This window comes from Pedobacter paludisoli (assembly GCF_052344095.1).
In the GTDB taxonomy this organism is placed as follows: Bacteria; Bacteroidota; Bacteroidia; order Sphingobacteriales; family Sphingobacteriaceae; genus Pedobacter.
The window spans coordinates 360,998-387,345 of the sequence record NZ_CP179926.1; the positions used below are offsets into that span (position 1 = coordinate 360,998).

At 37.5% G+C, this 26,348-nt stretch carries 23 protein-coding genes; 12 read left to right on the forward strand and 11 right to left on the reverse strand.

Going from position 1 to position 26,348, the window contains the following annotated elements:
* Positions 1-11 precede the first annotated feature (11 nt).
* From ACJVDK_RS01400 to ACJVDK_RS01420, 5 genes are all read right to left on the reverse strand, one after another.
* On the reverse strand, positions 12-3,371 hold the full coding sequence (locus ACJVDK_RS01400) for a SusC/RagA family TonB-linked outer membrane protein (protein ID WP_443938536.1): 3,360 nt from the start codon (positions 3,369-3,371) through the stop codon (positions 12-14).
* 276 nt (positions 3,372-3,647) lie between these two features.
* The gene (locus ACJVDK_RS01405; RefSeq protein ID WP_443938537.1) at positions 3,648-4,766 is read right to left on the reverse strand and encodes a FecR family protein; all 1,119 of its coding nucleotides are present in this window, start codon (positions 4,764-4,766) and stop codon (positions 3,648-3,650) included.
* A 145-nt stretch (positions 4,767-4,911) separates the two neighbouring features.
* A complete protein-coding gene (locus tag ACJVDK_RS01410; protein ID WP_443938538.1) occupies positions 4,912-5,496 on the reverse strand; it encodes an RNA polymerase sigma-70 factor in 585 nt (194 codons plus the stop codon).
* A 426-nt stretch (positions 5,497-5,922) separates the two neighbouring features.
* Positions 5,923-6,387: an Lrp/AsnC family transcriptional regulator gene (locus tag ACJVDK_RS01415; protein ID WP_443938539.1), complete on the reverse strand. Its 465-nt coding sequence runs from the start codon at positions 6,385-6,387 to the stop codon at positions 5,923-5,925.
* Positions 6,388-6,927: 540 nt separating this feature from the next.
* Positions 6,928-7,626: an NUDIX hydrolase gene (locus ACJVDK_RS01420; protein WP_443938540.1), complete on the reverse strand. Its 699-nt coding sequence runs from the start codon at positions 7,624-7,626 to the stop codon at positions 6,928-6,930.
* A 205-nt stretch (positions 7,627-7,831) separates the two neighbouring features.
* On the opposite strand from ACJVDK_RS01420, the gene ACJVDK_RS01425 reads away from it, so the two are divergent.
* The 4 genes from ACJVDK_RS01425 (at position 7,832) to ACJVDK_RS01440 (ending at position 11,602) form a co-directional block, all read left to right on the forward strand.
* Positions 7,832-8,887 (forward strand): UDP-glucose--hexose-1-phosphate uridylyltransferase, encoded by a 1,056-nt coding sequence (locus ACJVDK_RS01425; protein ID WP_443938541.1) that lies wholly within the window; start codon positions 7,832-7,834, stop codon positions 8,885-8,887.
* A 17-nt stretch (positions 8,888-8,904) separates the two neighbouring features.
* Complete coding sequence (locus ACJVDK_RS01430; RefSeq protein WP_443938542.1) at positions 8,905-10,074, forward strand: galactokinase; 1,170 nt, start codon at positions 8,905-8,907, stop codon at positions 10,072-10,074.
* A gap of 752 nt (positions 10,075-10,826) precedes the next feature.
* Positions 10,827-11,084, forward strand: a complete 258-nt coding sequence (locus ACJVDK_RS01435) for a hypothetical protein (protein WP_443938543.1) — start codon at positions 10,827-10,829, stop codon at positions 11,082-11,084.
* A gap of 236 nt (positions 11,085-11,320) precedes the next feature.
* On the forward strand, positions 11,321-11,602 hold the full coding sequence (locus ACJVDK_RS01440) for a hypothetical protein (RefSeq protein ID WP_443938544.1): 282 nt from the start codon (positions 11,321-11,323) through the stop codon (positions 11,600-11,602).
* Between the two features lie 52 nt (positions 11,603-11,654).
* Here ACJVDK_RS01440 and ACJVDK_RS01445 read toward each other — a convergent pair whose 3' ends face one another.
* Entirely contained in the window at positions 11,655-12,875 is a 1,221-nt protein-coding gene (locus tag ACJVDK_RS01445) for a metallophosphoesterase (RefSeq protein ID WP_443938545.1), read from the reverse strand.
* Between the two features lie 266 nt (positions 12,876-13,141).
* Between ACJVDK_RS01445 and ACJVDK_RS01450 the strand changes: the two genes are divergently transcribed.
* From ACJVDK_RS01450 to ACJVDK_RS01485, 8 genes are all read left to right on the forward strand, one after another.
* Positions 13,142-13,579, forward strand: a complete 438-nt coding sequence (locus ACJVDK_RS01450; RefSeq protein ID WP_443938546.1) for an RrF2 family transcriptional regulator — start codon at positions 13,142-13,144, stop codon at positions 13,577-13,579.
* Between the two features lie 211 nt (positions 13,580-13,790).
* Positions 13,791-15,887 carry a HEPN domain-containing protein gene (locus ACJVDK_RS01455; RefSeq protein ID WP_443938547.1) on the forward strand — a complete coding sequence of 699 codons (2,097 nt, stop codon included), beginning with the start codon at positions 13,791-13,793 and terminating at the stop codon, positions 15,885-15,887.
* The gene (gene cobA / locus ACJVDK_RS01460) at positions 15,884-16,660 is read left to right on the forward strand and encodes a uroporphyrinogen-III C-methyltransferase (protein WP_443938548.1); all 777 of its coding nucleotides are present in this window, start codon (positions 15,884-15,886) and stop codon (positions 16,658-16,660) included. The genes ACJVDK_RS01455 and cobA overlap by 4 nt, the downstream gene beginning before the upstream one ends.
* Positions 16,644-18,149 (forward strand): TSUP family transporter, encoded by a 1,506-nt coding sequence (locus ACJVDK_RS01465; RefSeq protein ID WP_443938549.1) that lies wholly within the window; start codon positions 16,644-16,646, stop codon positions 18,147-18,149. The genes cobA and ACJVDK_RS01465 overlap by 17 nt, the downstream gene beginning before the upstream one ends.
* Before the next feature lie 6 nt (positions 18,150-18,155).
* Positions 18,156-18,857, forward strand: a complete 702-nt coding sequence (locus ACJVDK_RS01470; RefSeq protein ID WP_443938550.1) for a phosphoadenylyl-sulfate reductase — start codon at positions 18,156-18,158, stop codon at positions 18,855-18,857.
* Positions 18,858-18,920: 63 nt separating this feature from the next.
* On the forward strand, positions 18,921-19,826 hold the full coding sequence (cysD, locus tag ACJVDK_RS01475; protein ID WP_443938551.1) for a sulfate adenylyltransferase subunit CysD: 906 nt from the start codon (positions 18,921-18,923) through the stop codon (positions 19,824-19,826).
* Positions 19,827-20,004: 178 nt separating this feature from the next.
* Complete coding sequence (locus tag ACJVDK_RS01480) at positions 20,005-21,255, forward strand: sulfate adenylyltransferase subunit 1 (RefSeq protein ID WP_443938552.1); 1,251 nt, start codon at positions 20,005-20,007, stop codon at positions 21,253-21,255.
* Between the two features lie 487 nt (positions 21,256-21,742).
* Positions 21,743-22,267 (forward strand): hypothetical protein, encoded by a 525-nt coding sequence (locus ACJVDK_RS01485; RefSeq protein WP_443938553.1) that lies wholly within the window; start codon positions 21,743-21,745, stop codon positions 22,265-22,267.
* A gap of 49 nt (positions 22,268-22,316) precedes the next feature.
* Here the strand turns inward: ACJVDK_RS01485 and ACJVDK_RS01490 are convergent, their stop codons facing one another.
* Genes ACJVDK_RS01490 through ACJVDK_RS01510 form a run of 5 tightly spaced genes read right to left on the reverse strand, consistent with a single transcriptional unit; the run spans position 22,317 to position 26,347 of the window.
* Positions 22,317-22,979, reverse strand: a complete 663-nt coding sequence (locus ACJVDK_RS01490) for a 1-acyl-sn-glycerol-3-phosphate acyltransferase (RefSeq protein WP_443938554.1) — start codon at positions 22,977-22,979, stop codon at positions 22,317-22,319.
* Positions 22,976-23,800, reverse strand: coding sequence for an alpha/beta fold hydrolase (locus ACJVDK_RS01495; protein WP_443938555.1), 825 nt, complete (start codon positions 23,798-23,800; stop codon positions 22,976-22,978). The genes ACJVDK_RS01490 and ACJVDK_RS01495 overlap by 4 nt, the downstream gene beginning before the upstream one ends.
* Positions 23,794-24,195 carry a holo-ACP synthase gene (locus ACJVDK_RS01500; protein ID WP_443938556.1) on the reverse strand — a complete coding sequence of 134 codons (402 nt, stop codon included), beginning with the start codon at positions 24,193-24,195 and terminating at the stop codon, positions 23,794-23,796. The genes ACJVDK_RS01495 and ACJVDK_RS01500 overlap by 7 nt, the downstream gene beginning before the upstream one ends.
* The gene (locus ACJVDK_RS01505; RefSeq protein WP_443938557.1) at positions 24,185-24,997 is read right to left on the reverse strand and encodes an enoyl-ACP reductase FabI; all 813 of its coding nucleotides are present in this window, start codon (positions 24,995-24,997) and stop codon (positions 24,185-24,187) included. The genes ACJVDK_RS01500 and ACJVDK_RS01505 overlap by 11 nt, the downstream gene beginning before the upstream one ends.
* Complete coding sequence (locus tag ACJVDK_RS01510) at positions 24,998-26,347, reverse strand: beta-ketoacyl-[acyl-carrier-protein] synthase family protein (protein WP_443938558.1); 1,350 nt, start codon at positions 26,345-26,347, stop codon at positions 24,998-25,000.
* Position 26,348: the final 1 nt, after the last annotated feature.

Genomic DNA, 26,348 nt, shown 5'->3' on the forward strand with positions numbered 1-26,348 from the left:
CATTTTTAATTTTAGAATGAAGCCATTAATGAAAATGTACAGGTTCTGGCAAATGGATAATAAATACCGCGTTCCATTTCTATACTTGATGATCTGAAAATATCGTTAAAAGTGATAGCCGGGCGTAAGCTCTGGAAACCAGCTTTTTTAAGGAATTTTTGTTTCATATCGTACGAAATGTATATCGATCTTAACTCAATTAAATTTTCTTTTTGAATGAAGCGAGACGAAACATTGGTGATCGATAAATCGGCAATGTTTTTATAAAACGATTGGTCGCCCGGTTTTATCCATCTTTGTTCCAATACCCTTTGGTCAACGTTAAAACGAGGATCGGCATTCTCTACGCGGTCAACTAAAGTTTGGTTGTAGGTATAGCCACCAAAACGGTAATAAAAACTTAAGCTCACCAAAAAGTTTTTGAAGCTGATGTTTCCGTTTAAGTTTCCATCCACTTTAGGTGCCCCGTCTACAATCGGCTGAATGTCTTTAACATCCCACACATAACTTAATGAACCATCTTTTTTAACAAAAATCTCTTTTCCGTTTTCAGGGTCAATACCCAACGATTTTACCGCATAAATGGTGCTTAACGATTGCCCTTCATTGTAACGCAACAAAGGCGTAGATTGCGCATTGTTAGCCGCATTGGTTTGGTATTGATCAATTTTATCGTTCAGGGTTTTTAATGAATTTGAAATTTTAACCAAAGTATTTTCGTTGTGAGCTAAGTTTCCTTGCAAATTGATGTTCCAATTTTTAGAGCGGAACACATTGGCTGTTAAATACAACTCGTATCCCTTATTTGCTTGGTCGCCTAAATTTTCTTTGTAGGTAGTAAAACCTGTTGACGGCGATAAATCGATATCGGTAATTAAACCTTTGGTTAATTTATAGTAATAACGAGGCGAAATTACTACACGGTCTTTAAATAAGCCTAAATCGAAGCCCACATCAGAAGCTTGTGTTTTTTGCCATTGCAAATTATCGTTTCCGTAACCCATTACTGTAGCACCTAAACCGGTTGAGTACCAGTTAGATGTATTGTATTGATAAATCGATTTAGATAAATAAGGCGGAAAAGAAACCGAACCTAAAAGTCCAGTACTTGCCTTTAAACGCAATTGACTAATTACATTCGATCCTTTCAAGAAATTTTCGTTGTGCAAGTTCCAACCCAAACCAACCGACCAAAATGGAGCAAAGCGTTTGTTGGCACCAAAGGTGGATGAACCCTCGTAACGGAACGATGCATCGAGCAAGTATTTGTTTTTAAACGCGTAGTTTCCAGAGAAAAACATCCCCGCTAAGCGATTTTCAGATACGTTACCGCCTGGTGCAGCATTTTGTTTGTAGGTTCTGGCAAAGCCGATGTTGGTAAATCGATCATTCGAGAAACCTTGTGCTTGTAAGGATACAAAGGTACCTTTCGATGCCATGATATTGGTTCCCAAAACCAAGTTGAACGATTGCTCGCCAATTTGTTTATTAAAGCCTAAAGTAGCTTTACCATCTACATTATACTGATCGTTCGACGAGAAATCATACGTTCCACGATTGTTTAAATCGGCAGTAGAATAGTTGTAAAAAGTACTGCTTAAAGGCGAGAGAAATTTATCGTTGGTCTCCTTGTTTTTGTTTAAACTTACCTGTGTTTTGAAGATTAAACTTGGCGTAATTCTCCAATCCATCGATAAGGCATCAATTATTTCTAAATACGATGATTTATCAAAGCTGTTTAAAGTACCCTCGTACAAAGGATTGAAAACGTTGATGGTTTTTATTTGGTTGGCACCCGATTGATGCGTATCTACTTTCCAGTTCGCAATTTCTTGAATTAAATCGCCATACGCATTCGTCATCGGATAATACGGATTCATCCGAACATAGGTGTTAAAATCGCCGTAAGGAGAATTTTTTCCGTTTACCTGACTTACTGTTAAAACGTTTCTAAACAGTAGCTTAGGGTTTGGGTTGTAGGTGAAATTCATACCTCCACTGTATCGGTCACGCTCCGAGCCTTGCATTACGCCCGGCGTAGTTTCGTAGCGTAAATCAACTCCATACCTAAATTTCGAATCTCCACCTTGAACAAAAATTGAATGCTTTTGTCCGTAAGCATTTTGCAAGGGCTGCGACAACCAATACGTGTTTATGCCACTGGCTACATTTTTTAAACGTAAAAAATATTCTGCATCCAACTGCTCTTGTGTGTAAGCCGTTGAGTTCCCTTGAGTATATAAACCGGCCAATTTTTCGTACGCCAATTTATCCGAAGCATTTAAAACATGGTAATCGCTTAAATCAGGTGCGTTAACACGAAGCTCAAAGTTGTACGTTAGTTGTAATTTCCCTGGTGCAGGTGCTTTTGTGGTAATAACTACCACACCGTTTGCAGCCCTTGAACCGTAAACCGCTGTAGCTGCCGCATCTTTTAAGAGCGTAACTGATTCAATCCGGTTAATATCTAAATCGTTTACCGTTTGCAATGAAACCTGAAATCCATCCAACATAAAAGCCGGTAAATTGTAATTGCTCGATAAATTATTGCGGTCTAAAATGTTCTCGGTATCGTCTATTGATGGGAGCGATGTAGTTCCGCGTACATTGATTTTAGGCAACATATTCGGGTCCGAACCAAACAGCGTAGGGTCGAGTACTTTAAAAGACGGGTCGAAAGATTGAATACTTTTTAGCAAGTTTTGCGGGTTGTTTTTCTTCAACTCTTCGCCTTTCATGGTAATCGCTTGTCCGGTGTAGTTATCTTTTTTAATTACTTGATATCCGGTAATTACCACATCGTTCATTTGCGTCATTTTAGAGGCAAGTTTTACCGTTAAGATTTTTGCCGTTCCAATTTTTACTTCGCTTACTTCATAACCAATGTAACTAAATAGGACTACGGTACCGGCATCGGCCGAGAATTTAAACTCACCTTTGTCGTTCGATACGCTGAGCATTGCGCCATTTTTAATCGAAATATTTACCCCCGGAATCGGTTGTCCCGTGTCTTTATCAATTACTTTTCCACTAATGTCTATTTTAGAAACAATAGTTTGATTTTGACTAGGAAGCACTTCCTTTTTACTAATCACAATTGTTTTATTGACAATGTTGTAGCTTAAAGGCTGGTTTTTTAATGTGGTGTTTAATGCTTCGGCTAAAGGTGCATTGTTAAATTCGACGGTAATGGCTGCGGCTCCCTCTAAAAGTTGCTCTTTATAGAAGAAATAGTAACCCGTTTGTTTTTTTATTTCTTTAAAAACTTGCTTAATAGATGCAGTTCTGCGCGAAATTGTTACCGTTTGAGAAAAGGTAGCAGCCGATACATGCAACGCCGTAATTAATAAAAATAATGTAGTCAATTTCATGACCAATAGAAGTTTAGTCTTTACCCTCCGTTTAATGCATACGGGGTTGTAAAGGGTAGTTAATTTCATACCTTTGTATTGAATGAGGTTAAAAAATAGCAGCTAGGTTTCGAAGCGAGCTGCTTGTTCCAAATTTCTGCCGGGAGCGTTCTAGCGCTTCCGGTTTTTAGGTAGGTCTTTTTTTAGATTTCAGGTAGTTTTTTCATCATAAAGTTTAGTTTGGTTGTTGGTTTTAATTCTTTTTTTGACCGGTTTTAGCTAGCGGGTCAGGCTAGTTTAATTACCCGAAATAGTGACAACTTTTCCTGAGGCATCTACCCGAATGTGGTTAAGTTCGAGTATTTTAAATACTTCCGATAAATTGCTGTTTCGCGGGATATCGCCCACGTATTTTTCATCGCTAATTTTTCCGCTATATACAACATCAACATCGTACCAGCGCGATATTTGACGCATAATTGTCTTTAAATCATCGTTATCAAACGAGAATAAATTGTTTTTCCAAGCAAGCTCTTTATCTACATCCACTTCTTTGTTGATGGATAATTTATCGTCCTGCGCTGTTAAAATAGATTGCTCTCCTGGAACCAATTTAACACTGGCCAGTATTGAGTTAACTTTTACCGAGCCCTCTAACAAGGTGGTTTTTACCGCATTTTCATCCGTATAGGCGTTTACATTAAAGTGCGTGCCCAATACTTCAACCGTTTGGAGAGCGGTTTTAATTCGAAAAGGGCGTGTTTTATCTTTGCTCACTTCAAAATATGCTTCGCCATTAAGTTCAACTAAACGTTCGTTTGAAGTAAAAACGTAGGGATATTTTAAGGACGATGCGGCATTTAACCAAACTTTTGTTCCATCGGGTAAATTAACTTGATATTGCCCGCCACGTGGGGTAGAAATGGTATTTGAGCCAATTTTGCTAACATCCGATCCATCTTTTACGATGTATTCGATTTGTCCGTTTTCCGCTTTGCGGATGATAATGCCATTTTGATCGGCAATTTGGCCTTTTGCCGCTTCATCCAAATTAATTACCGAACCATCAGCCAATGTGAGCAAAGCTTTATTTCCACCCGGTTGGATGTCTTTTAATTCTTTTTTAGCAACGAATAAGGATTCTTTTTTAGACAATACAAGGTACATTCCAATGGATAAGCAAAGTAAAATACTTGCAGCAATGGATACACGCTTTAAAAGGATGTATTTACCTGTGCTTTTCTTTGGGTTGATGTTTTGCCATACACGTTGTTGAGTACGTTCAATTGCATCTATACTAGGTGTATTCCCATCTAAAGGTAATTGGTTATACCATTGCTCTACCAAAGCTTTTTCTTCGGCGTTGCAGGTACCTTCAGTGTATTTTTTCAGCAATTTTATTGCGTCTTTTTCCATGTATGAATTTTGTTTGGCTAATTTATACGGTATATACGGCAAGAGGTAGGGTATGGGGGTACATGAAATATTATTTTTTTATAAAAAATTAATATTAAGTTAAAATAACTCGTTTTTGACTGTTTTAAGAAAGGGAATGAATGGTTTAGTGGTGCATTTTAAGGACGTATGCGATGTATAATGCAATGCCAAGCTTTGATCTAAGGATTTTAAGCGCTCTTTTTACTTGTGTTTTTACAGTTAGTTCCGAAATTTCAAGTTCTAGAGCAATTTCCTTGTGCGATTTATTTTCTTTTCTACTTAAAATGAAAATTTCTCTCATTTTAGGGGGAAGTGCATCAATTTCGCACTCGATGATGCGGGCCATTTCTTTTTCTCGAATCAAATAATCAGTAAGAACCTGTTCTTGATCAATAAAAGATTGGAGAGAGTCGACGTATTTGTAGGCTACTTTTTGATGCGCATAAATATCGAGAATTCGGTTGCGCAGCGAGGTGTACAAATAAGAAGATAAATTCCCATCCGGAGAAACCTGAAATCGTTTAGTCCATAAATTCTCAAAAAGTTGTTGCACGGCATCTTTTGCTTCTTCTTCATCTTTTAAGCGCTTAGAAGCATGAATAAACAGTAATCCGTAAAAGCGAAGATAAATTTCATTGAAAGCCAATTCGTCATCCCGAGTTAACAAGAATGCAAGTTCATTATCAGAATATAGGCTGTAGGGATGCATATGAAACAAACAAATATACTATAAATGCCTCAACTGATGAGTACTTGTAATAAAAATCTTATGGGTGGTTGGTTATTTGGTTAAATTAGTCAATAGTGAATTGGTCAGTAATCATTAGGGAAATTCGTTTGAAATGTTAAACCCTTTTTTCCTTGTTCCTTGCTTTTAAATTTATTTTTTACCGCAAAGCAGGAACAAAGTAAGTAAGCCGTTGTCATTGCGCGGAGGAACGACAAAGCAATCTCACGGGAGGAATTAGATTGCTTTCCGAATGCTCGGGATGAACAACGCGAAATTGCCTCGTTTCGCATGAGTTTTGATAGTAAACTTTCTACTCCCTGCTGTCTTAATACTTGATACTAACTACAGGATACTAGGTGTTTTCAGCTTTCAACTATTCACTTTTTACTATTGACTTTTCGCTGCCTACAAAGGATAAGCGGTTTCACTTTTAGGCTCTGATAAAACAAATGAACTCTGTACGGTGGTAATGTTTTCCAAAGTAGCTAACTTATTGCGTAAGAATTCGTGATATTCATTCATATCTTTCGTGGCAATGCGTAAAATAAAATCGTTAGAGCCTGTCATCTGAAAGCACTCCATTACTTCCGGAAATTTTGAAACCTCTTGTTCAAATTTGTTAAGGGTAGTAGCGGTATGCTCTTTCAGTAAAACTTGTGAGAAGGCAATTAAATCGCGGTTAATTTTTTTTCGATCCAAAATGGCTACTATTTTTTTTATGTAGCCCTGGTCCTTTAATCGGCGTATACGCTCGTGAATCGTGGCAATTGATTTATTGGTCTTAAAAGCAATTTCTTTGTTTGTAAGTGAGGCATCTTTCTGTAAAATCTTCAGAATTTCTACATCAACGGTATCAAGTTCAGGTATCATAATCGAAACTATTTCAATTTAGGGATGTTTGGGACTTTGTTTTTCGTAAAAAAAACTATTAATAAAGTAAATGTCCATAAAATTTATGATAATACGTAAAATCATTGCATAATTGATAGAAAAATATGAATTTTACTGAATATATTAACGAAGTATATGTTAAGTGTATGTGTAGTGTTAGCGCTACAAATGGAATAAAAAATGAAATAAAAATTTTTTCATTCCATTGAGATGGTAAATTGAAAAAAATAAACGATATTAGCTGTTATAGATAAACAGCAAAAAAACTTCCAGTTTGGAAGTACAAGATATCTCGCATTAGGTAGAAGTTGTGCGATGATTTAAATTTAGTTATAGTTAATGATAAAGGGGCTTACTGGATAGTAGTCCCTTTTTTCATGCGATAAAAATAGGAATATAATTTCTAAAGACAAACGTTTGATTAAAATTTTTTTAACATTTTTTAACAAATCGGCTTCTAAGCATTCTACACGAATTGTTTATCTTAAAATGAATTTCAAATCCCCTACTTTTTTGATGCTAATTTTTGATTTGAGGCATCAGATTTAAAAAAGCTTGGAAGTTTGCGTTGTATTTTTTCTTATCAATCTTAAAATAAAACGCCCCTTTTTTAGAACCTAATCTATCTTTTTCATTCAGTTTAATCAATAATCCCGTTGATGATATTTTTCTGCTGAAGTTTCGAGTATCAATTTTGGTATCGTTAACTTCCTCAAATAGAATTTGTAACTGAGGGATTGTAAATTTTTTTGGCAGCATTTCAAATAAAATAGGATGGAGCGCTGCTTTGTAACGGAGTTTTTTTCGGGCATCGGAAACCATCAGATCATGATCGAAGATTAATTTTGGTTTATCATTAATTAAAAACCATTCTGCCTGGTATTCGTCACTCAATTGCTTTTCGTATTTATGAATGTCAATTAGCGCAAAATATCCGACCGATAGTGTTCGTTCAATCGGGTCGCGTTTCGGCTCGCCATAAACCTGTAACTGTTCTAGATACACACCGTCTAAACCGGTTAATTTTTTTAATACCCTGTTCGCAGCATCGTTAGGACTTTCATCAGATCCCACAAAACCACCCATTAAACTCCATTTGTTAATCTCAGGTTCTAATCCCCGTTTAACTAAAAGTATTTTCAAATGTTCACCATCAAAACCAAAAACAATACAATCTACTGCAACTAAATAATGAGGCTGACTTGAATATTCTATCATTTGATTATTGTTAAAGAGGATGAATATGTTGATTTTTTATGAGTAAAAAAAATAAAATTTTCAGCATGTTCGAAGCCTGTATGATTTGTCATTTTTATGCATATTGGTTATTTGTTTTTAAATGTCAATTTGACAATTAAAAAAATATTTTTACATTAGCCCCCTATGGCTAAAGATATATCTTGAGCTTTTTAAAAATATAACGATGCAAACACCTTTTGATTTGGATACCAATCCACATACCCGATTAAACATTTTAACAGGGGAGCATATTTTAGTCTCACCACACCGTACTAAGCGACCTTGGCAAGGAAAAGTAGAAGATTTAGCACCTGATAATCGACCTGCTTACGATGAAACATGTTATTTATGTCCCGGAAATAAGCGGGCAGATGGAGAAACCAATCCTGACTATAAAAATAGTTTTGTTTTTAAAAATGATTTTTCAGCTCTCTTAGAAGATACTCCAAGTGGAAACATGAATGAGGATGATTTATTGGTGGCTTCAAATCAAAGCGGTATTTGTAAGGTTATCAGTTTTACTCCCAAGCATAATTTAACATTACCTGAAATGTCTATAGAGGAAATATCGGCCGTGGTAAATGTTTGGCAAGAAGAATTTGTGGCATTGGAAAAGAACAGCTGGATTAAATACATCCAAATTTTCGAAAATAAAGGCGAAATTATGGGTTGTAGCAATCCACACCCACATGGTCAAATTTGGGCGCAGAGCGATATTCCATTAGAAATTCAAAAGGAAACAGAGCGTCAAAAAAACTATTATGCCATACACCGTCAAAGTTTGCTTTCGGCTTATTTAAAAATAGAACAAAAAAAACAAGAACGTATCTTGTTTGAAAACGAACATTTTGTAGTTTTGGTTCCCTTTTGGGCAGTGTGGCCGTATGAAACAATGATTGTGAGCAAACGACACATTATGAATATAAAATATTTTACCGAAACTGAGAAAGTAGCTTTAGCTGAGGCCATTAAAGTGCTTACGGTAAAGTACGATAATTTGTTCGAAACGTCGTTTCCGTATTCGGCAGGTATGCACCAAGCGCCTGTAAATAGCGGTGATTTTTTGGGCTGGCATTGGCACATGCATTTTTATCCTCCTTTACTGCGTTCAGCAACAGTAAAGAAATTTATGGTAGGATACGAGATGTTGGCTAATCCGCAACGCGATATTACGGCTGAGTTTGCAGCAAAAAGATTAAGAGAAATGCCCGATGTGCATTATAAAAATAAAAAAGCGTAAGCTAAAAAGAGATTAACATGAACATAGAACGTGTAAAACAAGTATTTAAAGATCTTTATAACACTGAACCCCTATTGGTAAAATCGCCAGGGCGTATTAATATTATTGGTGAACATACCGATTACAACGGTGGTTTTGTAATGCCTGCAGCCATTAATAAGGCTATTTATATTGGAGTTTCTAAACGCGATGATCAAGAAGTTCATCTGTATGCAGAAGATTATAAAAAAAGTCATCAAGTAGCATTGGATAGTCTACAGCCTTCTGAAAAAGGTTGGCCAAATTACATTTTGGGTGTTGCCGATCAATTGATGAAGAGGGGATATCAATTATGTGGCTTTAACTTGTATATTGATGGGGATGTTCCTTTAGGGGCTGGTTTATCGTCATCTGCTGCGGTTGAATGCGCTACGGCCTTTGCATTAGATCAATTATTTAATTTAGGTATTTCGCAATTGGATATTGCTTTAATTGCTCAAAAGGCAGAACATACCTTTGCTGGTGTAAATTGCGGTATTATGGATCAATTTGCTTCCGTATTCGGTAAGAAAGATCACGCCATTATGCTCGATTGTCGTTCAATGGAATACAGCTACGTTCCTTTGGATTTAAAAGGATATAAATTGGTTTTGTTAAACACAAACGTGAAACACAGTTTGGCTGAGAGTGCTTACAACACGCGCAGAGCACAATCTGAACAAGGTGTTGCATGGATTCAAGCAATACACCCAGAGGTAAAATTGTTACGTGATGCTACTGTTGACATGTTGGATAAATACGTTTTACCAAAAGACGCTGAGGTGTATACCAAATGTAAGTTTGTGGTACAAGAGAATGCGCGTTTATTGAATGCTGCAGAGGCATTGAAAGCAGGCGATATCAAGCGTTTGGGTGAATTGATGTTCGAAACGCATGATGGCCTGAGTAAGGAATACGAGGTGAGTTGTAAAGAGCTTGATTTCTTAGTTGATTTTATACGTTCAAAAGAGGATGTTTTAGGAGCTAGAATGATGGGCGGCGGCTTTGGCGGATGCACCATTAACATTGTAAAAGAGGAAGCCATTGATGCATTAATTGCCGAAGTGACGGAAGCGTATCGCAATGAATTTAACATTCAGATGGATGCTTTTGTGGTAGAAACAGGTCCTGGGACCATGCGTATTGTAGACGAAAAAGCGCTTGCTTAAAAATGTAATTTTCTTGCTTTAGTCAAGATGTCTCAAAATGTTGTTATTCCTGTATGTCAGGGTATTTAGTTTTGAGGCCGATTAAATAAAAAAGTAAAGGGTGATATTCAATTTGAATATTGCCCTTTACTTTTTTGAAATACATGCTATGTAAACAAACTTTCAAAATTGTAGTCATTAACCGAAGTGTGCCCGTCAATCCCGAATACTCGGGATGTACCCCCTGCAGCGGAAAAAAACAAAAACAGTTGCAGAAACATTCGAATGTGCAGCACCGAGCATTGTTCTATTTCGTTTTGTGGTATAACTAATATTGGTTTCATAACCCATCTCCACAAAACCAGCGATGTTGTTTTTGTTTTGAGCAAAGGCCTTGTGGGCAAAGCTGCTTAGCTGGATTGACAAAGGCTTTTGGCTACTTTTGGCCCACAAAAGTAGATGCTCTGCCAGCAAGAGGCAAGTAAGGGAAGAGCGCGAGACAAACAATTAAAGGAGATGCAATCTTTTTACCACAGAGCGGGATATTAGTAACCTGTAAACAAAAAAAATCATAATAAATAAATTCTTGAAGCTGTAGCGCTTTATTTAGAAGAATCGTTTACCTAAAAAAAACATATGATTAATTTTTTACGCACTTCAGTAGCACTAGCAGTTTTAGGTCTCTTTTTTTCTTCGGTTGTAAAGAGGATGCACTAGAAAATAAGCAAGCTTCACAAGATCAATTAAATGCGCTTTTCGCGGATATTAAAGCAATGGCCGAAACATATCCATGTACCAGTGCTTCCGAATGGCGATTCATAGCCTATGGAACCAAAGCATGTGGTGGTCCAGTCGGATATATGCCCTACAATACCAAAATTGATACCGTATTATTCAAACAAAAAGTAATGAAATTTACTGCCGAGCAAAAAGAATACAACGTGAAATTCGGTTTGGTTTCAGATTGCTCGGTGCCTGCAGCTCCTAAAGGGATTGAGTGTCAAGAAGGTAAGCCTAAGTTTACGTATTGATAGTATTTTGTTGGTATTGTATGTGCTTGATTTTCATTTAAATATCTTTTTTAAGCCACAGTTGTTGTCATTTTATTCTTCGTTGTTGTGAAACTTTAGCAACTTTGTATTCTATAAATTAATTATTTCAGCATTTAATGAGAATTTTTTCAATAGTATTAACAGCCCTTTTAGCTCTATTAAGTTTGCTACAGTTGTCTTGTGAAAAGGGTGCGACTGTAAAATTTTGTTATCAAGTGAAATACGTTTCCGCGTATTGTCCAACGCAAGGATCTTCGTTGATTGCCTTTACCAATGCCAATGAAGATGCAACTGAATTAACCGATAGTTTAGGTACGCAATATTTAGTGAGTGTTGCAAATCTTCCAGAAGCATATAAAGTTCCAGGAAAGGTTTTTTACATTAAATACCACACGCAAAATACGACAAGTCAAGAATCATGTTCGACATTGGTCTTGAACGTAAAATCAATTAACGTTGATAGTTTTTCAACAATCGACTGTAATGCAGATTTTTAACCGCCAATTAAATTATTCAATAGAAAGGAAGTTAATACATCACTTCCTTTTTTTATTTGCGCTTAAGTTCAATAACGGTAATCTCTGGCCAAATACCAATTCTACCAGAAAAACCTAAAAAGCCAAAACCTCTGTTTACATTTAATACACGGTCGTTTTCAGTTTTAATTCCTGCCCAATGTTTATAGCGATATTGTACGGGACTCCATTTAATACCGAACGCTTCAATGCCAAATTGCATTCCATGCGTGTGCCCTGAAAGCGTTAAATGAATTTTTGAAGGATGTTTCTTCACCTGCGCTTCCCAATGACTTGGGTCGTGTGAAAGCAAGATTTTAAAATCGTCTTTATGCGTATCTGCCAAAGCCTTATTTAAATCCCCTCGCTCGCCAAAACCGATACCCCAATTTTCGATACCCAATAAGATGAGCTTTTGGTCACCTTTAATTAGTTCAAGGTGCTCATCTAATAAAAGTTTAAAACCTAAATCGGCATGATACTTTTTTAATTGTTGTAGGTTTTCGCGCTTTGCTTCTTCACTGGGCCATTGAACATAATCCCCATAATCGTGGTTTCCTAAAACAGAAAATTGACCATAAGGGGCTTTAATTTGAGAGAAATGTCCAATATAAGGGGTAATTTCTGTTGCTGAATTATTTACTAAATCGCCTGTAAAAACAAATAAATCACTTTTTTGCGCATTAATTAAATCAATACCTTTTTGTACCGCTTTAGGATTGGTAAAGCTGCCAGCGTGGACATCTGATATTTGTGTAAGGGTAAAGCCATCAAAATTTTCAGGTAAATCATCAAAATACAAGGTATGCTTGATAACTCTGTAGGCGTATTTTCCTTGGGTAATACCATAGGCAAAAAGGATGACTGTAACGCAAAATAAAGCAAATGCAAAATCTACCCAATACGGATTTCGGGCTAAAAGATGATATCCTTCGTGTTGAAAATTTGAAAATAAAGATTCAGCAAAGCGAAATACATCACCCAAAAGTAAAACCACAGCAAAAATAATCTCTGAAACAAATACAATCAAAAAGATATGACTCACAATTTGAAAGAATTTGTTTACCCCTTGAATACGCATTTGTTGGATGGCAAAGAGCAAAGCAAAACTAATGCTTACGATGATAAGCCAAAAGAGAGGGCTCAAAAGGGGCGAAGTATTAATCACTGTTAAACCCGACAATACGTAGGCATTTAAAGCGAAAAATAGCAACGTTATAATAAGTATAGGGATGATAGGAAGTTTTCTTCTCATGTGTTTTAATATTTGTTTAAATGTAGATTTTAATAGAAGATAGTTATTACAGAATAATTCATTTTAGGCTAAATTTGACAGTTTCATGTTCAAATAGGTTGAAAGTCCGAAAGTCAGAAGTGAATATTTCCTAAAAGTAAATGTAGTTTGAAAGTCCGGAAAGTCGGAGGCCGGAATTGGTAAGCAAGGGAAGCAGACACACTATTTAAAGGACGAAAAAATTGGAAATTTTATATCTAATTATCTTTTATTAACTTTGTACAAATATGCTATCTAAAAAAACCAAATACGCCATTAAAGCACTTGTAGCGCTTGGCAAAAATGTAGAGAAACCACCGATGCAAATTTCTAAGATTGCTGAGGAAGAGCATATACCTAAAAAGTTCTTAGAGCAAATCCTTCTCGATTTACGTAATGCCGGGTTTTTATACAGTAAAAAAGGAGCAGGTGGCGGATATAGTCTAAATAAAAAACCAGAAGAAATTTTATTGGTACATGTTATGCGTGTAACCGATGGGCCAATTGCTATGGTACCCTGCGCAAGCTTAAATTTTTACCACAAATGTGATGAATGTGAAGACGAGAAAACCTGTGGTATACGCAGTGCCTTTATTGATGTTCGTGATGCTACATTAAAGATTTTGACCGAAACAAGCATCGCCGATGTTATTGCCCGTGAAGGGAGCTTAAAAATTACTTTGTAAAAAAATTTATAAAAAAATACTACTATTTCTATATACTTTATATATTTGCAAGATGAAATTCGTATTTGTATCCGATAATATGTACTGGCAAATGATGCACTGTAATTATAAACAGTTGTAAATGAGTAAGTATGAAATTTATTAAGATGTAAATAGGAATGCTTCTCAGTTTTAAGAGAGGCATTTTTTGAGTAAAGAAAAACGACAAAACATGCAAAGCTTCAGAACAGAATTAGAAAATCCGGTTGTGGAACAGGATATCATTGATTTAGAAAATAAAATTAGAGCTTTTAGGGATGGTACCATTCACGAAGAAAAGTTTAGAAGCCTGCGTTTAGCGAGAGGTGTGTACGGTCAGCGCCAACCAGGCGTTCAAATGGTGCGCATTAAATTGCCTTTCGGTAAAGTAACCTTTAAGCAATTATTGCGCATTGCAGATATCGCTGATGAATATGGAAGTGGAAATTTGCATTTAACCACACGTCAGGATATTCAAATTCATTATGTGAGTTTGGATAGGACTCCTGAGCTCTGGGCTAAATTAGAGGAGGAAGATATCACCCTGCGTGAAGCTTGTGGAAATACCGTTCGTAATGTAACCGCATCACCGAATGCCGGTATCGATAAGGAAGAGCCTTTTGATGTTTCACCCTATGCGCATGCTGTTTTTGCTTATTTCTTACGCAACCCAATTTGCCAAGAAATGGGGCGTAAAATTAAAATTTCATTTTCATCAAGTGACCGTGATACCGCTTTTAGCTACATTCACGATTTAGGATTTATCCCTAAAATTAATGAAAAAGGTGAACGTGGTTTTAAAGTTTTGTTCGCCGGCGGCTTAGGAGCTCAACCGTTTTTAGCTAACGCCATTCATGAGTTTTTACCGGAAGATCAATTGATTCCCTTTACAGAATCTGTGCTTCGTGTATTCGATCGCTATGGCGAGCGTTCAAACCGAAACAAAGCGCGTTTAAAATACTTGGTACAAAAGCTAGGTTTAGAAGAAGTACTTCGCTTGGTAGCAGAAGAACGCTTGGCCAATAAGGTTAAAACCTTTAAAGTAGCCTTAGATACCGTTCCTCAGCCAGAACCTCAGGCAGAACAGAGCTATGAAGCCGTTGAAATAGAAAATGAAATACATTATCAACATTGGTTAGCAACGAATACTTTTCAGCAAAAGCAGGATGGCTTTTATGGGGTGTATGTAAAAGTGAAAATTGGCGATATCAAAACCGATAAAGCACGCGCTTTTGTTGCCGCTGTTAGTCCTTTTGTAGCAGATGAAATTCGTATCACACCAAATCAAGGCCTTTTGCTAAAATTTGTCAGAAAACAAGCTTTGCCGGTGCTTTACAAAGCATTAAATGCCATCGGGTTTACAGCCCTTGGTTTCGATAGTTTAGCCGATATTACCACATGTCCGGGAACGGATACCTGTAATTTAGGAATTTCTAATTCGATGACTTTGGCCGAAGTACTGGAAGATGTGATTTACAGTGATTTTCCAGAATTCATCTATGAAAAAAATCTGAACATTAAAATATCAGGTTGTATGAACTCTTGTGGTCAACATGGATTGGCCGAAATTGGATTTCACGGTAGTTCGGTAAAGGCTGACGGAAAAGTAGTGCCTGCAGTACAAGTCATGTTAGGCGGTGGAACTGTTGGGAATGGAGTAGGACGTGTGGCTGAACGTGTGATTAAAGTGCCTTCAAAAAGAGCAACCAGTGTTTTGCAATACCTTTTAAACGATTTTATTGAGCACAACGAAGCAGCAGAAAACTTCCATCAATACTACGACAGAAAAGGCAAAGATCACTTTTATCAATTGCTAAAGCCGCTAGCCGATTTAACCAATTTGCAAGATAGCGAATTTGTTGATTGGGGGCACGCGGAACAATTTGAAACTGCCATTGGTGTAGGAGAATGTGCTGGAGTGGTAATCGACTTGGTAGCTACACTATTGCTAGAAGCGGATGAAAAGTATAACTGGGCAAAACAAAGCTTGCAAAAAGGAGCCTATGCCGATGCCATTTATCATACGTATGCAGCCCTGGTTAGTGCAGCGAAATCATTGTTACTCAATAAAAATGTAAACAGCAGTACACAGGTGGGCGTTATCCGAGAATTTGATACGCATTTTGTATCAACCGGTGAATTTTCATTGCCAACAAGCTTTGCTGATTTTGTATTGCAGATAAATAAAAATGAACCAACTGAAGCATTTGCGCAGGCGTATTTTGAAGAGGCCGGTCAGTTTTTAAATCAAATTAAAGAAAAAAGAACCCCTATAGTTGTTGCATCATGAGCGTTGAGAGATTGAATAAAGAACCTAAAATAACCCTTTTGGGCGCTGGCCCGGGGGATCCTGAATTGTTGACATTGAAGGGGGTGAGAGCATTGGCTACCGCTGATGTGGTGTTGTACGATGCATTAACCAACGAAGCTTTATTGGAACACGCTCCAGAAGCAGCCATTAAAGTATACGTAGGAAAACGATCGGGAGAACATTCTTATCCACAAGATACTATCAATAAACTAATGATTGATTATGCGCTTAATTATGGACACGTTGTTCGCTTAAAGGGGGGGGATCCATTTGTATTCGGACGTGGTTATGAAGAATTGGATTATGCGGTGACTTATAAAATTCCGGTAAGTGTAATTCCAGGTATTTCAAGCTCCATTGGTGTGCCAGGCTTACAACAAATTCCGGTTACGCACCGGGGTTTGAGCGAAAGTTTTTGGGTAATTACCGGAACGACCACTTCGGGCGAGGTGTCAAAAGATATTTATCAAGCTGCAGAATCGAATGCAACCGTGGTAGTATTAATGGGTTTAAATAAACTTCCAAAAATTGTAGAAATTTTCCAATCTTCAAGAAAAAATAATCTACCGGTAGCAGTGATTCAAAATGGCTCATCAGAAGATGAAAAATTGGTGATTGGGGTGGTTGATACCATTGAAAGTTTGGTAGAAAAAGAACGGATTAAAGCTCCTGCATTGCTTGTTTTTGGCGAAGTAGTGTCATTACATCCTTCATTTAAAGAAATTGTTAAACAATATGCAAGTATCTCCTAATCAAGAAAATAATACAGAAATCCTTCCTCTTTCGGAGAAAGGAAATCAGCTTTTTCCAGTTTTTGTTAAGCTGAATAAGCTGCGTACATTATTGATTGGAGCCGGTAACATCGGGTTGGAAAAGTTGACAGCTATTCTAAACAATAGCCATACTGCCCAAATTACCATAGTAGCAGAAACCGTTTTGCCTGAACTGCATGTTTTTATCGCCAATTATCCAAACGTTAAATTAAAACAGAAAAGTTTTACAATAACCGATTTGGATGAAGTGGATATTGTTTTTGCAGCTACGAACAATAAGATATTAAACGAAGAAATTCGGATTTTAACGCGCGAAAAAGGATTGTTAATTAATGTAGCGGATAAACCAGACCTCTGCGATTTTTATTTGGGATCTATTGTACAAAAAGGCGATTTGAAGATTGCCATTTCGACGAATGGAAAATCACCTACCATTGCCAAACGTTTAAAACAAATATTAAACGAGGGAATTCCGGCAGAACTGGATGCAACCCTGCAGAACATGAGTGCTTTGCGCAATACGCTAAATGGTGATTTTTCTGCAAAGGTTAAGAAGTTAAACAAGGTAACAGAGAGCCTTGTAAATCCTAAAAAAAGTTTTGTAGAGGCTAACATTAAGTGGATTATCTGGTTGGTAAGTGTATTGTTCATAGGATCAATTGGCCTTACCTTATGGAACACCGAGCCGCAGTTTCAATCTTTCCTGATCAACATCGATCCCTTCTTTTATTGGTTTTTAGGTGCGGGTTTTGTTTTTGCGATGATTGATGGCGCAATTGGCATGTCGTATGGCGTAACCTCAGCGTCTTTTTCATTGTCTATGGGCTTACCGCCAGCATCGGCCAGTATGGGGATTCACATTTCCGAAGTACTAAGCAATGGAATTTCTGGTTGGATGCATTATCGCATGGGAAATGTAAACTGGAAATTGTTTAAAATAATCATCATTCCGGGAGTTATCGGTGCGGTTTTAGGTGCTTATATTTTATCATCGCTTGAGCATTACAGTGGATATGTTAAACCAGTTGTTGCGCTGTATACCTTGTTTTTAGGAGGGATAATTTTAACAAAAGCCTTTAAAATAAAGAGAAAAAAAGCTGAGCATAAGATTAAGAAAATTGGTCTGCTGGGTTTTGTTGGAGGTTTTATTGATGCTGCTTTTGGTGGCGGATGGGGTTCCATCGTTTTATCGAGTTTAATTGCAGGTGGTCGTCACCCATTGTTCTCTTTAGGTACTGTAAAAATTAGCCGCTTTTTCATTGCAACATTAAGTTCTTTGACCTTTTTTACCATGTTGGGAGGCAAGCATTGGGAAGCTGTATTAGGCTTGGTTATTGGTAGCGCGTTGGCTGCACCCATTGCCGCAAAAATATCGAATAAAATTTCGGCTAAAACCATTATGGTTGCGGTGGGGATTATTGTGATGGCGGTAAGTATAAGAAGTATTGTGAAATTTATTTATAGCTAAAAAGTGATGGAGAATTTGGTGCAAATAAAACATGAATTGGCAGGTTTAGACCTTGTAGATAAATTGAGATTTTTAGCAGATAAACATGCGGGACAGGTGGTTTTTTCGACTAGTTTTGGTTGGGAAGACCAAGTAATTACCCATTTAATTTTTGCAAATAATATTCCAATTAAGGTATTTACGCTCGAAACCGGAAGGTTATTTCCTGAAACATATTATGTATGGAATCGGACGCTGGAAATTTATGGTAAGCCTATAGAAGCTTATTTTCCAAATCAGGGACTACTGCAGGACATGGTGAACAAAAAAGGACCAAGTAGTTTTTACGAATCCGTAGAAAACAGAAAAGAATGTTGCTTTATACGTAAAATTGAACCTTTAAAGCGGGCGCTAAATGGTAACGAAATTTGGGTTACAGGCATCCGTGCCGAACAAAGTGCAAATCGCGAAGACATGCACGATTTAGAATGGGACGAAGGCAATAAGCTGGTTAAATTTCATCCTATATTCGATTGGACCTTGGATGAAGTAAAACAATACATTCGCCAAAATAACATTGTTTACAATACCTTACATGATAAAGGTTTTCCAAGCATTGGTTGTGCGCCTTGCACGCGCGCAGTTCAACCAGGAGAGGATTTTAGAGCCGGACGTTGGTGGTGGGAAGACCAAAGTAAAAAAGAGTGCGGGCTGCATGCCACTAATTAATAAAAAACATCAAGCAGACTTTTACGAAAATCGTAACCAAGTCGGATATTAACAACATTACAAATGAGTACATACAATTTTGATTATTTAGACGAATTAGAAGCCGAAGCAATTCATATTTTGCGTGAGGTAGCAGGGCAATTTGAAAAACCTGCTTTGTTATTCTCCGGAGGGAAAGATTCCATTACCTTGGTTCGCTTAGCAGAAAAAGCCTTTCGCCCAGGTAAATTCCCTTTTCCATTGGTACATATTGATACCGGACACAATTTTGAAGAAACCATTCAATATCGCGATAAAATGATTGAGCGAATTGGGGAACGCTTGATTGTAGGGTCTGTGCAACAATCAATTGACGAAGGAAAAGTGGTTGAGCAAACCGGAAAAAATGCCAGTAGAAATGCCTTGCAAACAGTAACCCTTTTAGATACCATCGCAGAATATCAGTTTGATGCCTGTATTGGTGGAGCCCGTAGGGATGAAGAAAAAGCACGTGCAAAAGAGCGTGTTTTCTCGGTACGCGATGAGTTTGGACAATGGGACCCGAAACGCCAACGTCCTGAATTATGGAACATTTACAATGGAAAAATTCATAAAGGCGAAAATGTACGTGTTTTTCCAATCAGTAACTGGACCGAATTAGACGTTTGGAATTACATCCGGCGCGAGAATATCGAATTGCCAAGTATTTATTTTGCGCATCAGCGCGATTGCATAACCCGAAACGGTCAATTGATGGCCGCATCTCCATTTTTGAACATGGATCAGGAAGATGTAGTAATTAGTAAAAAAGTTCGTTTCCGCACCGTTGGCGATATGAGCTGTACCGCCGCAGTTGAATCCGATGCTGATCTAATAGACGATATTATTTTTGAAATCAGTCAATCAAAAATTTCTGAAAGAGGTGCCCGTATGGACGATAAAGTTTCAGAAGCAGCAATGGAAGACAGAAAAAAAGGCGGATATTTTTAACAAATAGTAGTTAGTATTAAGTAGTTAGTAATTAGAAAATATCATTACTTCCAATTTAGAAATGGTTATTTGAGATGAGTGTTTGTTATATGTAGATTAAGACCTATGCTTTGAAGCGCATACTATCTAAATACTAATATCTAACAACTAAATACTAACAATCTAAACAACCCAAAAAATGAACATATTAAAATTTTTTACAGCAGGAAGTGTAGACGATGGTAAAAGTACCTTAATCGGGCGACTGCTTTTCGATACAGATTCTATTTTAGCCGATCAATTAGAAGCACTTCATAACTCGAACCGTAAAAATGACGACGGATCCATCGATTTAGCTATTTTAACCGATGGGTTACGTGCAGAACGTGAACAAGGAATTACCATTGATGTGGCTTACAAATATTTTCAAACGGATAAACGCAAATTTATTATTGCCGATACCCCGGGACACATTCAGTACACCAGAAACATGGTTACAGGCGCCTCAACCGCAAATTTAGCCATCATTTTAATTGATGCTCGAAACGGTGTAGTGGAGCAAACCATTCGTCATTCGTATTTGGTTTCGTTGTTAGGTATTAAGCATATAGTGGTTTGTATCAACAAGATGGACATGGTTAATTACAGCGAAACAGTTTACGATGCTATCATCGATAAATACAAATTGTTAGCAGAACAATTAAATTTATCCGATGTAAATTACATTCCTGTTAGTGCCTTAAAAGGGGATAATGTAGTTCAAAATTCCACTCAAATGGCTTGGTACCATGGTGAAAGCTTATTACACTTTTTAGAGAAAGTAGATACTGATCATTTAGATGAGTCGAAATTGGCCCGTATGCCGGTGCAATGGGTAATTCGTCCGCAAACAGAGGAACTGCACGACTACCGCGGCTATGCCGGACGTGTTTTAAGCGGGACTTTTAAGCAAAATGATAAAATTACCGTCTTGCCCTCGGGCGCTACTTCTACTATTGAACGCATCGAATTTTTTGAGCAACAACCAACAGAAGCGCATGCAGGTCAATCTATTACAATTCATTTAACAGACGATGTGGACATTAGTCGTGGTGATACCATTGTAAATTCATCGGCTTTGCCACAAGAATCGAAATTAATTGAAGCCGATTTATGCTGGATGGATAGCCGTGCATTGGACCCTTCAATTACTTATTTGATTCAGCACAATAGCAAAGTAACCAAATGTAAAATCAATGAGATTTTGCACAAAGTAGATATCAATACTTTAGGGAAACATGCAGCGGATGAGTTTAAATTAAACGATATAGGTCGTGTAATTGTGAAAACGGCTGATGCATTGGCATGGGATTTATATAATCAAAATCGCTCAAACGGTTCCGCAATTTTAGTTGATAGTAGAACCAATTTAACCGTGGGAGCTTTGATGTTTCGTGCAGCTGCTGATTAACAGGTATGTAAGATTTTATAACTATGAAAAGTGGAGAGCGAGAATTCCTAAACCGGAATCTCGCTTTTTTTATAGGGAAGCGTCTTCGTTTTTTTTAAATTTTAATCTCTTCCAATTGTGTAGAAGAAGGAAGTATCTCTTACACGCAATTTTAGGTCAGTAACGTAGAATTATTCTTCCTGCAATCTTATAATCATCTATCTGTAACCAGCATTCATTTTAGATACCCATTGCTGCGTTCGAACAAGCCAACGAATCTCTTCCGCTGCTGAGATAATAAAAATATAAACGCTGTATCCTCTGTGAAAATTCTCTGTTCACTCTGTGGTCAAAACCAAAAACCAAAAACATTTCAATCCATTGATACTAAGCAGTAATATCTGTAACTTTAATAACGGATTTGGCTAATTGTTTCCGATCCAGTGTGGATACCGATGGAAGGTCATTTTGCAAAAATCAAGAAAATCCACTTGTATCAATTAGATTTATGGAAAAACAATTCTCAAAGCATCTAGGTTATATAGAAATAATCCTAAAAACAATGAAAAATAAACTTCTTACCAGCATCGTTATCATCCTTCCATTTGCTTTTGCCTGTAACCAACATTCAGAAAATAAAGCAGCAAGCAAAGCAAATTCTTTAGTTCAAAAGAAGTGTTACGTAGCAACTTTTGAAACAGATACGGCTCAGATGAGTGTTGAAACCATGGCCTCTGAAAAAGTTATGGGATCGCTAACCATCAACTATGGCAATGGCAATAAAAACATAGGAACATTTGAAGGAAAATTTAGCGGCGACACGCTATTGGTTGAGTATCGATTTAAAGAAGGAGCAGATACAACAACCGTTTACGCAAATCCACTCGCTTTTTTGCAAAAAAAGGATACCTTAATTATGGGGGTGGGACAAATAGAAACGACTATGGGACGCTCATATTTTGTTAAAGGAAAACCTATAAACTATGAAAGAGGCAAATTTACATTCGTAGAAAAAAACTGCGTTGGCGAATAAGCTAATGCAATAAATTGCGCAGTTTTAAAGCTGTGCAATTTATAGGATGCTAAACTTTTTTTTCTTCAAAATCGCTGAACGTAAAACGAACATTTTTTCTCATAGCTTGAACATGGTGGACGTTTACTTGATTAACCAAGTTGTTAAAATCAAAGTCTGTATTGTTACCGCAATCAAGCATATTAAAATACAAACGGGGTTTTAAACTTTCGAAATATTCGATAAAGTTTGAGCTCCAAATCAATTGACAATCGGTTTTAACTTTTGGAACGATTGCTGAAATGCCCTCCTTAAATTTAATGGTCCGGATGAACAGGCTTTCCAGATTTCCTTGGGGAAAAATTAATAACAGGTTCCCGGGCTCATTTAAAATGTCGATGGCATGCTTTAAGCTTTCCTGTGCCCGTATTCCTGGAACAATCGAAAAACAACCAATGTAGCGAAGCCATTTGTTCATTTTTAGCTGTTTTTCAAGAATCATGATTTTTAATCCTTTTAGTTTATGCCTTTTGTCAATGGCATTAAAAATTAAAAAACAAGCTAAAAAACCATCCCAAAAGCTGAAATGATTACACATCAATACGTAAGAATGATTAGGACGAATAGGAGAAGTTTCTATCGAAATTTTAGCAAACTTTCGCCTAAAATACCAACTCAGCATTTTACCTCCAAGGCGTAAAACAGAAGCAGGTAGCGACTTTTCCTTTATCATAGTAGCGCTTTTTTTAAGATCTCTACAAAGGGTTGTTTAATCATATCATGGTTTTCATCTAAAACGACGATCGTGGCATTGGGCACTTGTTGACTGATTTTTTTTCCGATTTCTGGAGGATACATTTTATCGCGTTTGCCAAAAATAAAAACAGATTTTAAATCCTTGCGCTGCAACACGTCAAGAACTTTCTTTTTATCCGTTTCTAAAAAACGAAGATAAGTAAAACAAGCGTATAAGCTAAAACGAAGTTCTTGGGTATTGATTTCTTTGAGCATAATGTTGTAACCCGTTTGATCGATAAAGCCAAGCTTTTTACAAAAAGACAGAAGATTAATCAAGGCCTTTTCAGAAAGAACCAATTTTTCGAGGCTTTTGTTTCCGATTTTGTTTTTAGAAAAAAACTCGACCAGTTTACCTGGTGCGAAAGCCGATGGTGCTACAACGATGTACTCCTTTATTTTTTCAGGCAAGCGTTCAACCAAGGTTGTGGCATAGTGAGTACCCATGGAATATCCCAATACAGAAAAGCGATCGATGCCAGCATGTGTACAAAAATCAAGGATGAAATTGGCCAATTCCGCTTTGCTTATTCCTGCTTTAACGGCGGTTAAGCTTTGGTTTTTTAAATGCGTTTCTTTATGGAAGAAAAGATCGAATCCATAAAAAGTATAGCGTGCTCCAAAATCCTGCTCCAGTAAACTAAATTGCTTTCCATGCATGCCATAGCCATGAAAACAAAGCATACTTTCCGGTCCATTTCCAAAAGTATAGTAGCTTAGTTTAGCTAAAGGATGATCGAAAGAATGATGTTTTAGCATGCGAGAGAGGAACGTAAAATGGCTACAGCCCAAACATATTCGCCATCATGTGATATGCTTAAGCTGATGAGGGGTTGATTGTCTTGATTCAAAATGCTTACTGTTGGTTTACCGGCAATTTTATTTCGGATGATTTCGATATTCTTAAAGGGAAGCGCTGCAGGATTCATTTGCTTAACGGCTTTGTAAACAGCTTCTTTAGCAGCCCAAGTAGAAGCGTAACGTAAAAGCGCATCCTCAAACTGATCACAATAATCGATTTCTGCGGGAGTGTAAACTTTTGCTTTAAACAACTCATTAAATGATTCTTTAAAGTTAGGCAAGAATACCAAATCGTTTCCAATGCTAACATTTTCGATTATCGCGGGATCAATATGGCCAATATTAGTCTTCATCTACCGAAACGCCCATGATGTTAAAACCGCCATCCACAAAGTGAATGTTGCCGGTAACTTTTTTCGATAAGTCAGAAAAATAATAGAGTGCCGTATTGCCGACATCGCCTGCGGTGATATTGCCCAAGGGAGCCGTAATTTTCCCCATTTTACGCAATTTGCGAACACCATTAATGCCTCCGGCTGAGGTCGTCATAACCAAACCTGCGGAAATAGCATTCACCCGTACTTGCGTGTGTCGGAAGTAATTCGCCAAATAAATTACGATGTTTTCAAGTGCTGCCTTGTTAATACCCATACCCGCATAACCTGGAAAAACCCGCTGAGAGGCATTGTATGTGAGGGTTAGCACGGAAGCATTTTTAGCTAAAAAAGGTTCTGAAACGCGGCAAATACGAAGCAGCGAATAAGCGCTGATGTTAAACGCATCCATCAGTTCATCAAAAGGAATATTTAAATAACTTGGCGCTAGCTCCTGACTGCCAGGAGTGGTATAACACATCACCTGCTGACTACCATAAGCGGTTCCGTGTAAAATGTAATCAATACTGCCTAGTTTTTCGAAAATCGCTTTTGTAAAGGCCGTTATTTGTGCTTCATCGCGCACATCAACATGCATAGCTAAAGACACGTCCATGCTTGCTTTTTCCATCAAGTAAAGGACTTCATCTTTGGTATCATCCAAATAATTTAAAACGACTTTGCAGTCACTTTGATGCAATTTTAAAGCAATATCCCAAGCGATAGAACTTTCGTTTCTAACGCCGTAAACGACAGCAACTTTATTGGTATTGTTTAACATTTAGTAATCTTTAGAAAGCATGATGGCACTATTGGTTCCGCCAAAGCCATAATTTAAGCAGGTAAGGGTGTTAATCTCTTTTTTTAAACTTTCTTGCGATAATAAATCTCTGAAAGCAGCCAAAGGTTTTTTAGGGCCATTCCAATGCGCGGTTGTTTGAAAATTCTCCAATTCTTGATTTAAGGTTTCCGAATTTAAGCAAGGTAAAACTGTTTGTTGTTGGAGCATGAGCACAGCCGTAATAAACTCTACCGAGCCTGCCGCACCCAACATGTGGCCAAATTGCGATTTAGGTGCTGAAATATGATAACCAGTTTCGCCTAACGTGTCTACCACGCTTAATAATTCAATGGCATCGCCGGCCGGAGTAGAGGTTCCATGTACTTTTACCACGTCTGGTCGTTTGGGTTGGTTTGCTAACAAACCGTTCCACAAGCGCTTTTGACCTGAAAATGAAGGAGCGAACATATCGCCATCTCCATCCGAATTGTTGAAATAATCGTCAATAACCGCAAGAATACTTGCGCCTCTTGCTTTGGCCAAATCATACGATTCTAAGGCAACAATCCCCACTCCAAAAGCACAAACAAAGCCATTTCTGTTTACGTCAAAAGGGCGTGAACTTTTCTCGGGACTAAAGCCCTTACTGAGTACTTGCATGGAGTCGAAGCCTAAAAATGTTTCGAAAGAAGTTCCTTCAACACCTCCGGCAATCACACGGTCCTGCAAGCCAAATTTTATTAATCGATACGCGTATCCAATATTGCCCAAGCCCGTAGCACAAGCAGAGCCAATAGATTCGCAAACACCTTTACTACGAATTAAACACGAAACATTTGCCGCATCGCGGTAAACCATGGTGCGATCTACATTGTGCGAACCCGCCAATCTCGATTTTTTCTTCAGTTCAAAAAAGTTATGCCATGCACTTCGTAAAACTTCATGGCCACCGCCACCCGAACCAATCACCACGCCGGTTTGTTCTGATTCCGTTTCAGCTTTGCTCCAACCAGCCATTTCAATCGCATCTAAACTGCCCAACATCGCCCAAATACTGCCAATATCAGCCGTAGCCATATTTTGCGGCGAAATACGATTGAGTTTGTCAATATAAGTTTCCGGATAGTTTTCCATGATAGAGGAAGGAACAATTTCCAATCCTGCTTCTTCTTCTGTGATAAAACCGGCAACGGTTGAACGGATGTTTTTACCATGTACAGTGGCTTTATCCCATTCGCGAATAAGACTTTTATTAGCAAAAAGTTTATCTCTAAATTCAGCTAAGGAAGAACAGGTCGGAAAAATACCTCCCATGCCCACTACGGCTACTTTTTTGCCCTGTACTTGCATA

Excerpts from the sequence above, each read along its gene's own strand:
- ACJVDK_RS01400 (WP_443938536.1), bottom strand. The coding sequence starts at position 3,371 with ATGAAATTGACTACATTATTTTTATTAATTACGGCGTTGCATGTATCG.
- ACJVDK_RS01405 (WP_443938537.1), bottom strand. The coding sequence starts at position 4,766 with ATGGAAAAAGACGCAATAAAATTGCTGAAAAAATACACTGAAGGTACC.
- ACJVDK_RS01410 (WP_443938538.1), bottom strand. The coding sequence starts at position 5,496 with ATGCATCCCTACAGCCTATATTCTGATAATGAACTTGCATTCTTGTTA.
- ACJVDK_RS01415 (WP_443938539.1), bottom strand. The coding sequence starts at position 6,387 with ATGATACCTGAACTTGATACCGTTGATGTAGAAATTCTGAAGATTTTA.
- ACJVDK_RS01420 (WP_443938540.1), bottom strand. The coding sequence starts at position 7,626 with ATGATAGAATATTCAAGTCAGCCTCATTATTTAGTTGCAGTAGATTGT.
- ACJVDK_RS01425 (WP_443938541.1), top strand. The coding sequence starts at position 7,832 with ATGCAAACACCTTTTGATTTGGATACCAATCCACATACCCGATTAAAC.
- ACJVDK_RS01430 (WP_443938542.1), top strand. The coding sequence starts at position 8,905 with ATGAACATAGAACGTGTAAAACAAGTATTTAAAGATCTTTATAACACT.
- ACJVDK_RS01435 (WP_443938543.1), top strand. The coding sequence starts at position 10,827 with ATGGCCGAAACATATCCATGTACCAGTGCTTCCGAATGGCGATTCATA.
- ACJVDK_RS01445 (WP_443938545.1), bottom strand. The coding sequence starts at position 12,875 with ATGAGAAGAAAACTTCCTATCATCCCTATACTTATTATAACGTTGCTA.
- ACJVDK_RS01450 (WP_443938546.1), top strand. The coding sequence starts at position 13,142 with ATGCTATCTAAAAAAACCAAATACGCCATTAAAGCACTTGTAGCGCTT.
- ACJVDK_RS01455 (WP_443938547.1), top strand. The coding sequence starts at position 13,791 with ATGCAAAGCTTCAGAACAGAATTAGAAAATCCGGTTGTGGAACAGGAT.
- cobA (WP_443938548.1), top strand. The coding sequence starts at position 15,884 with ATGAGCGTTGAGAGATTGAATAAAGAACCTAAAATAACCCTTTTGGGC.
- ACJVDK_RS01465 (WP_443938549.1), top strand. The coding sequence starts at position 16,644 with ATGCAAGTATCTCCTAATCAAGAAAATAATACAGAAATCCTTCCTCTT.
- ACJVDK_RS01470 (WP_443938550.1), top strand. The coding sequence starts at position 18,156 with ATGGAGAATTTGGTGCAAATAAAACATGAATTGGCAGGTTTAGACCTT.
- cysD (WP_443938551.1), top strand. The coding sequence starts at position 18,921 with ATGAGTACATACAATTTTGATTATTTAGACGAATTAGAAGCCGAAGCA.
- ACJVDK_RS01480 (WP_443938552.1), top strand. The coding sequence starts at position 20,005 with ATGAACATATTAAAATTTTTTACAGCAGGAAGTGTAGACGATGGTAAA.
- ACJVDK_RS01485 (WP_443938553.1), top strand. The coding sequence starts at position 21,743 with ATGGAAAAACAATTCTCAAAGCATCTAGGTTATATAGAAATAATCCTA.
- ACJVDK_RS01490 (WP_443938554.1), bottom strand. The coding sequence starts at position 22,979 with ATGATAAAGGAAAAGTCGCTACCTGCTTCTGTTTTACGCCTTGGAGGT.
- ACJVDK_RS01495 (WP_443938555.1), bottom strand. The coding sequence starts at position 23,800 with ATGCTAAAACATCATTCTTTCGATCATCCTTTAGCTAAACTAAGCTAC.
- ACJVDK_RS01500 (WP_443938556.1), bottom strand. The coding sequence starts at position 24,195 with ATGAAGACTAATATTGGCCATATTGATCCCGCGATAATCGAAAATGTT.
- ACJVDK_RS01505 (WP_443938557.1), bottom strand. The coding sequence starts at position 24,997 with ATGTTAAACAATACCAATAAAGTTGCTGTCGTTTACGGCGTTAGAAAC.
- ACJVDK_RS01510 (WP_443938558.1), bottom strand. The coding sequence starts at position 26,347 with ATGCAAGTACAGGGCAAAAAAGTAGCCGTAGTGGGCATGGGAGGTATT.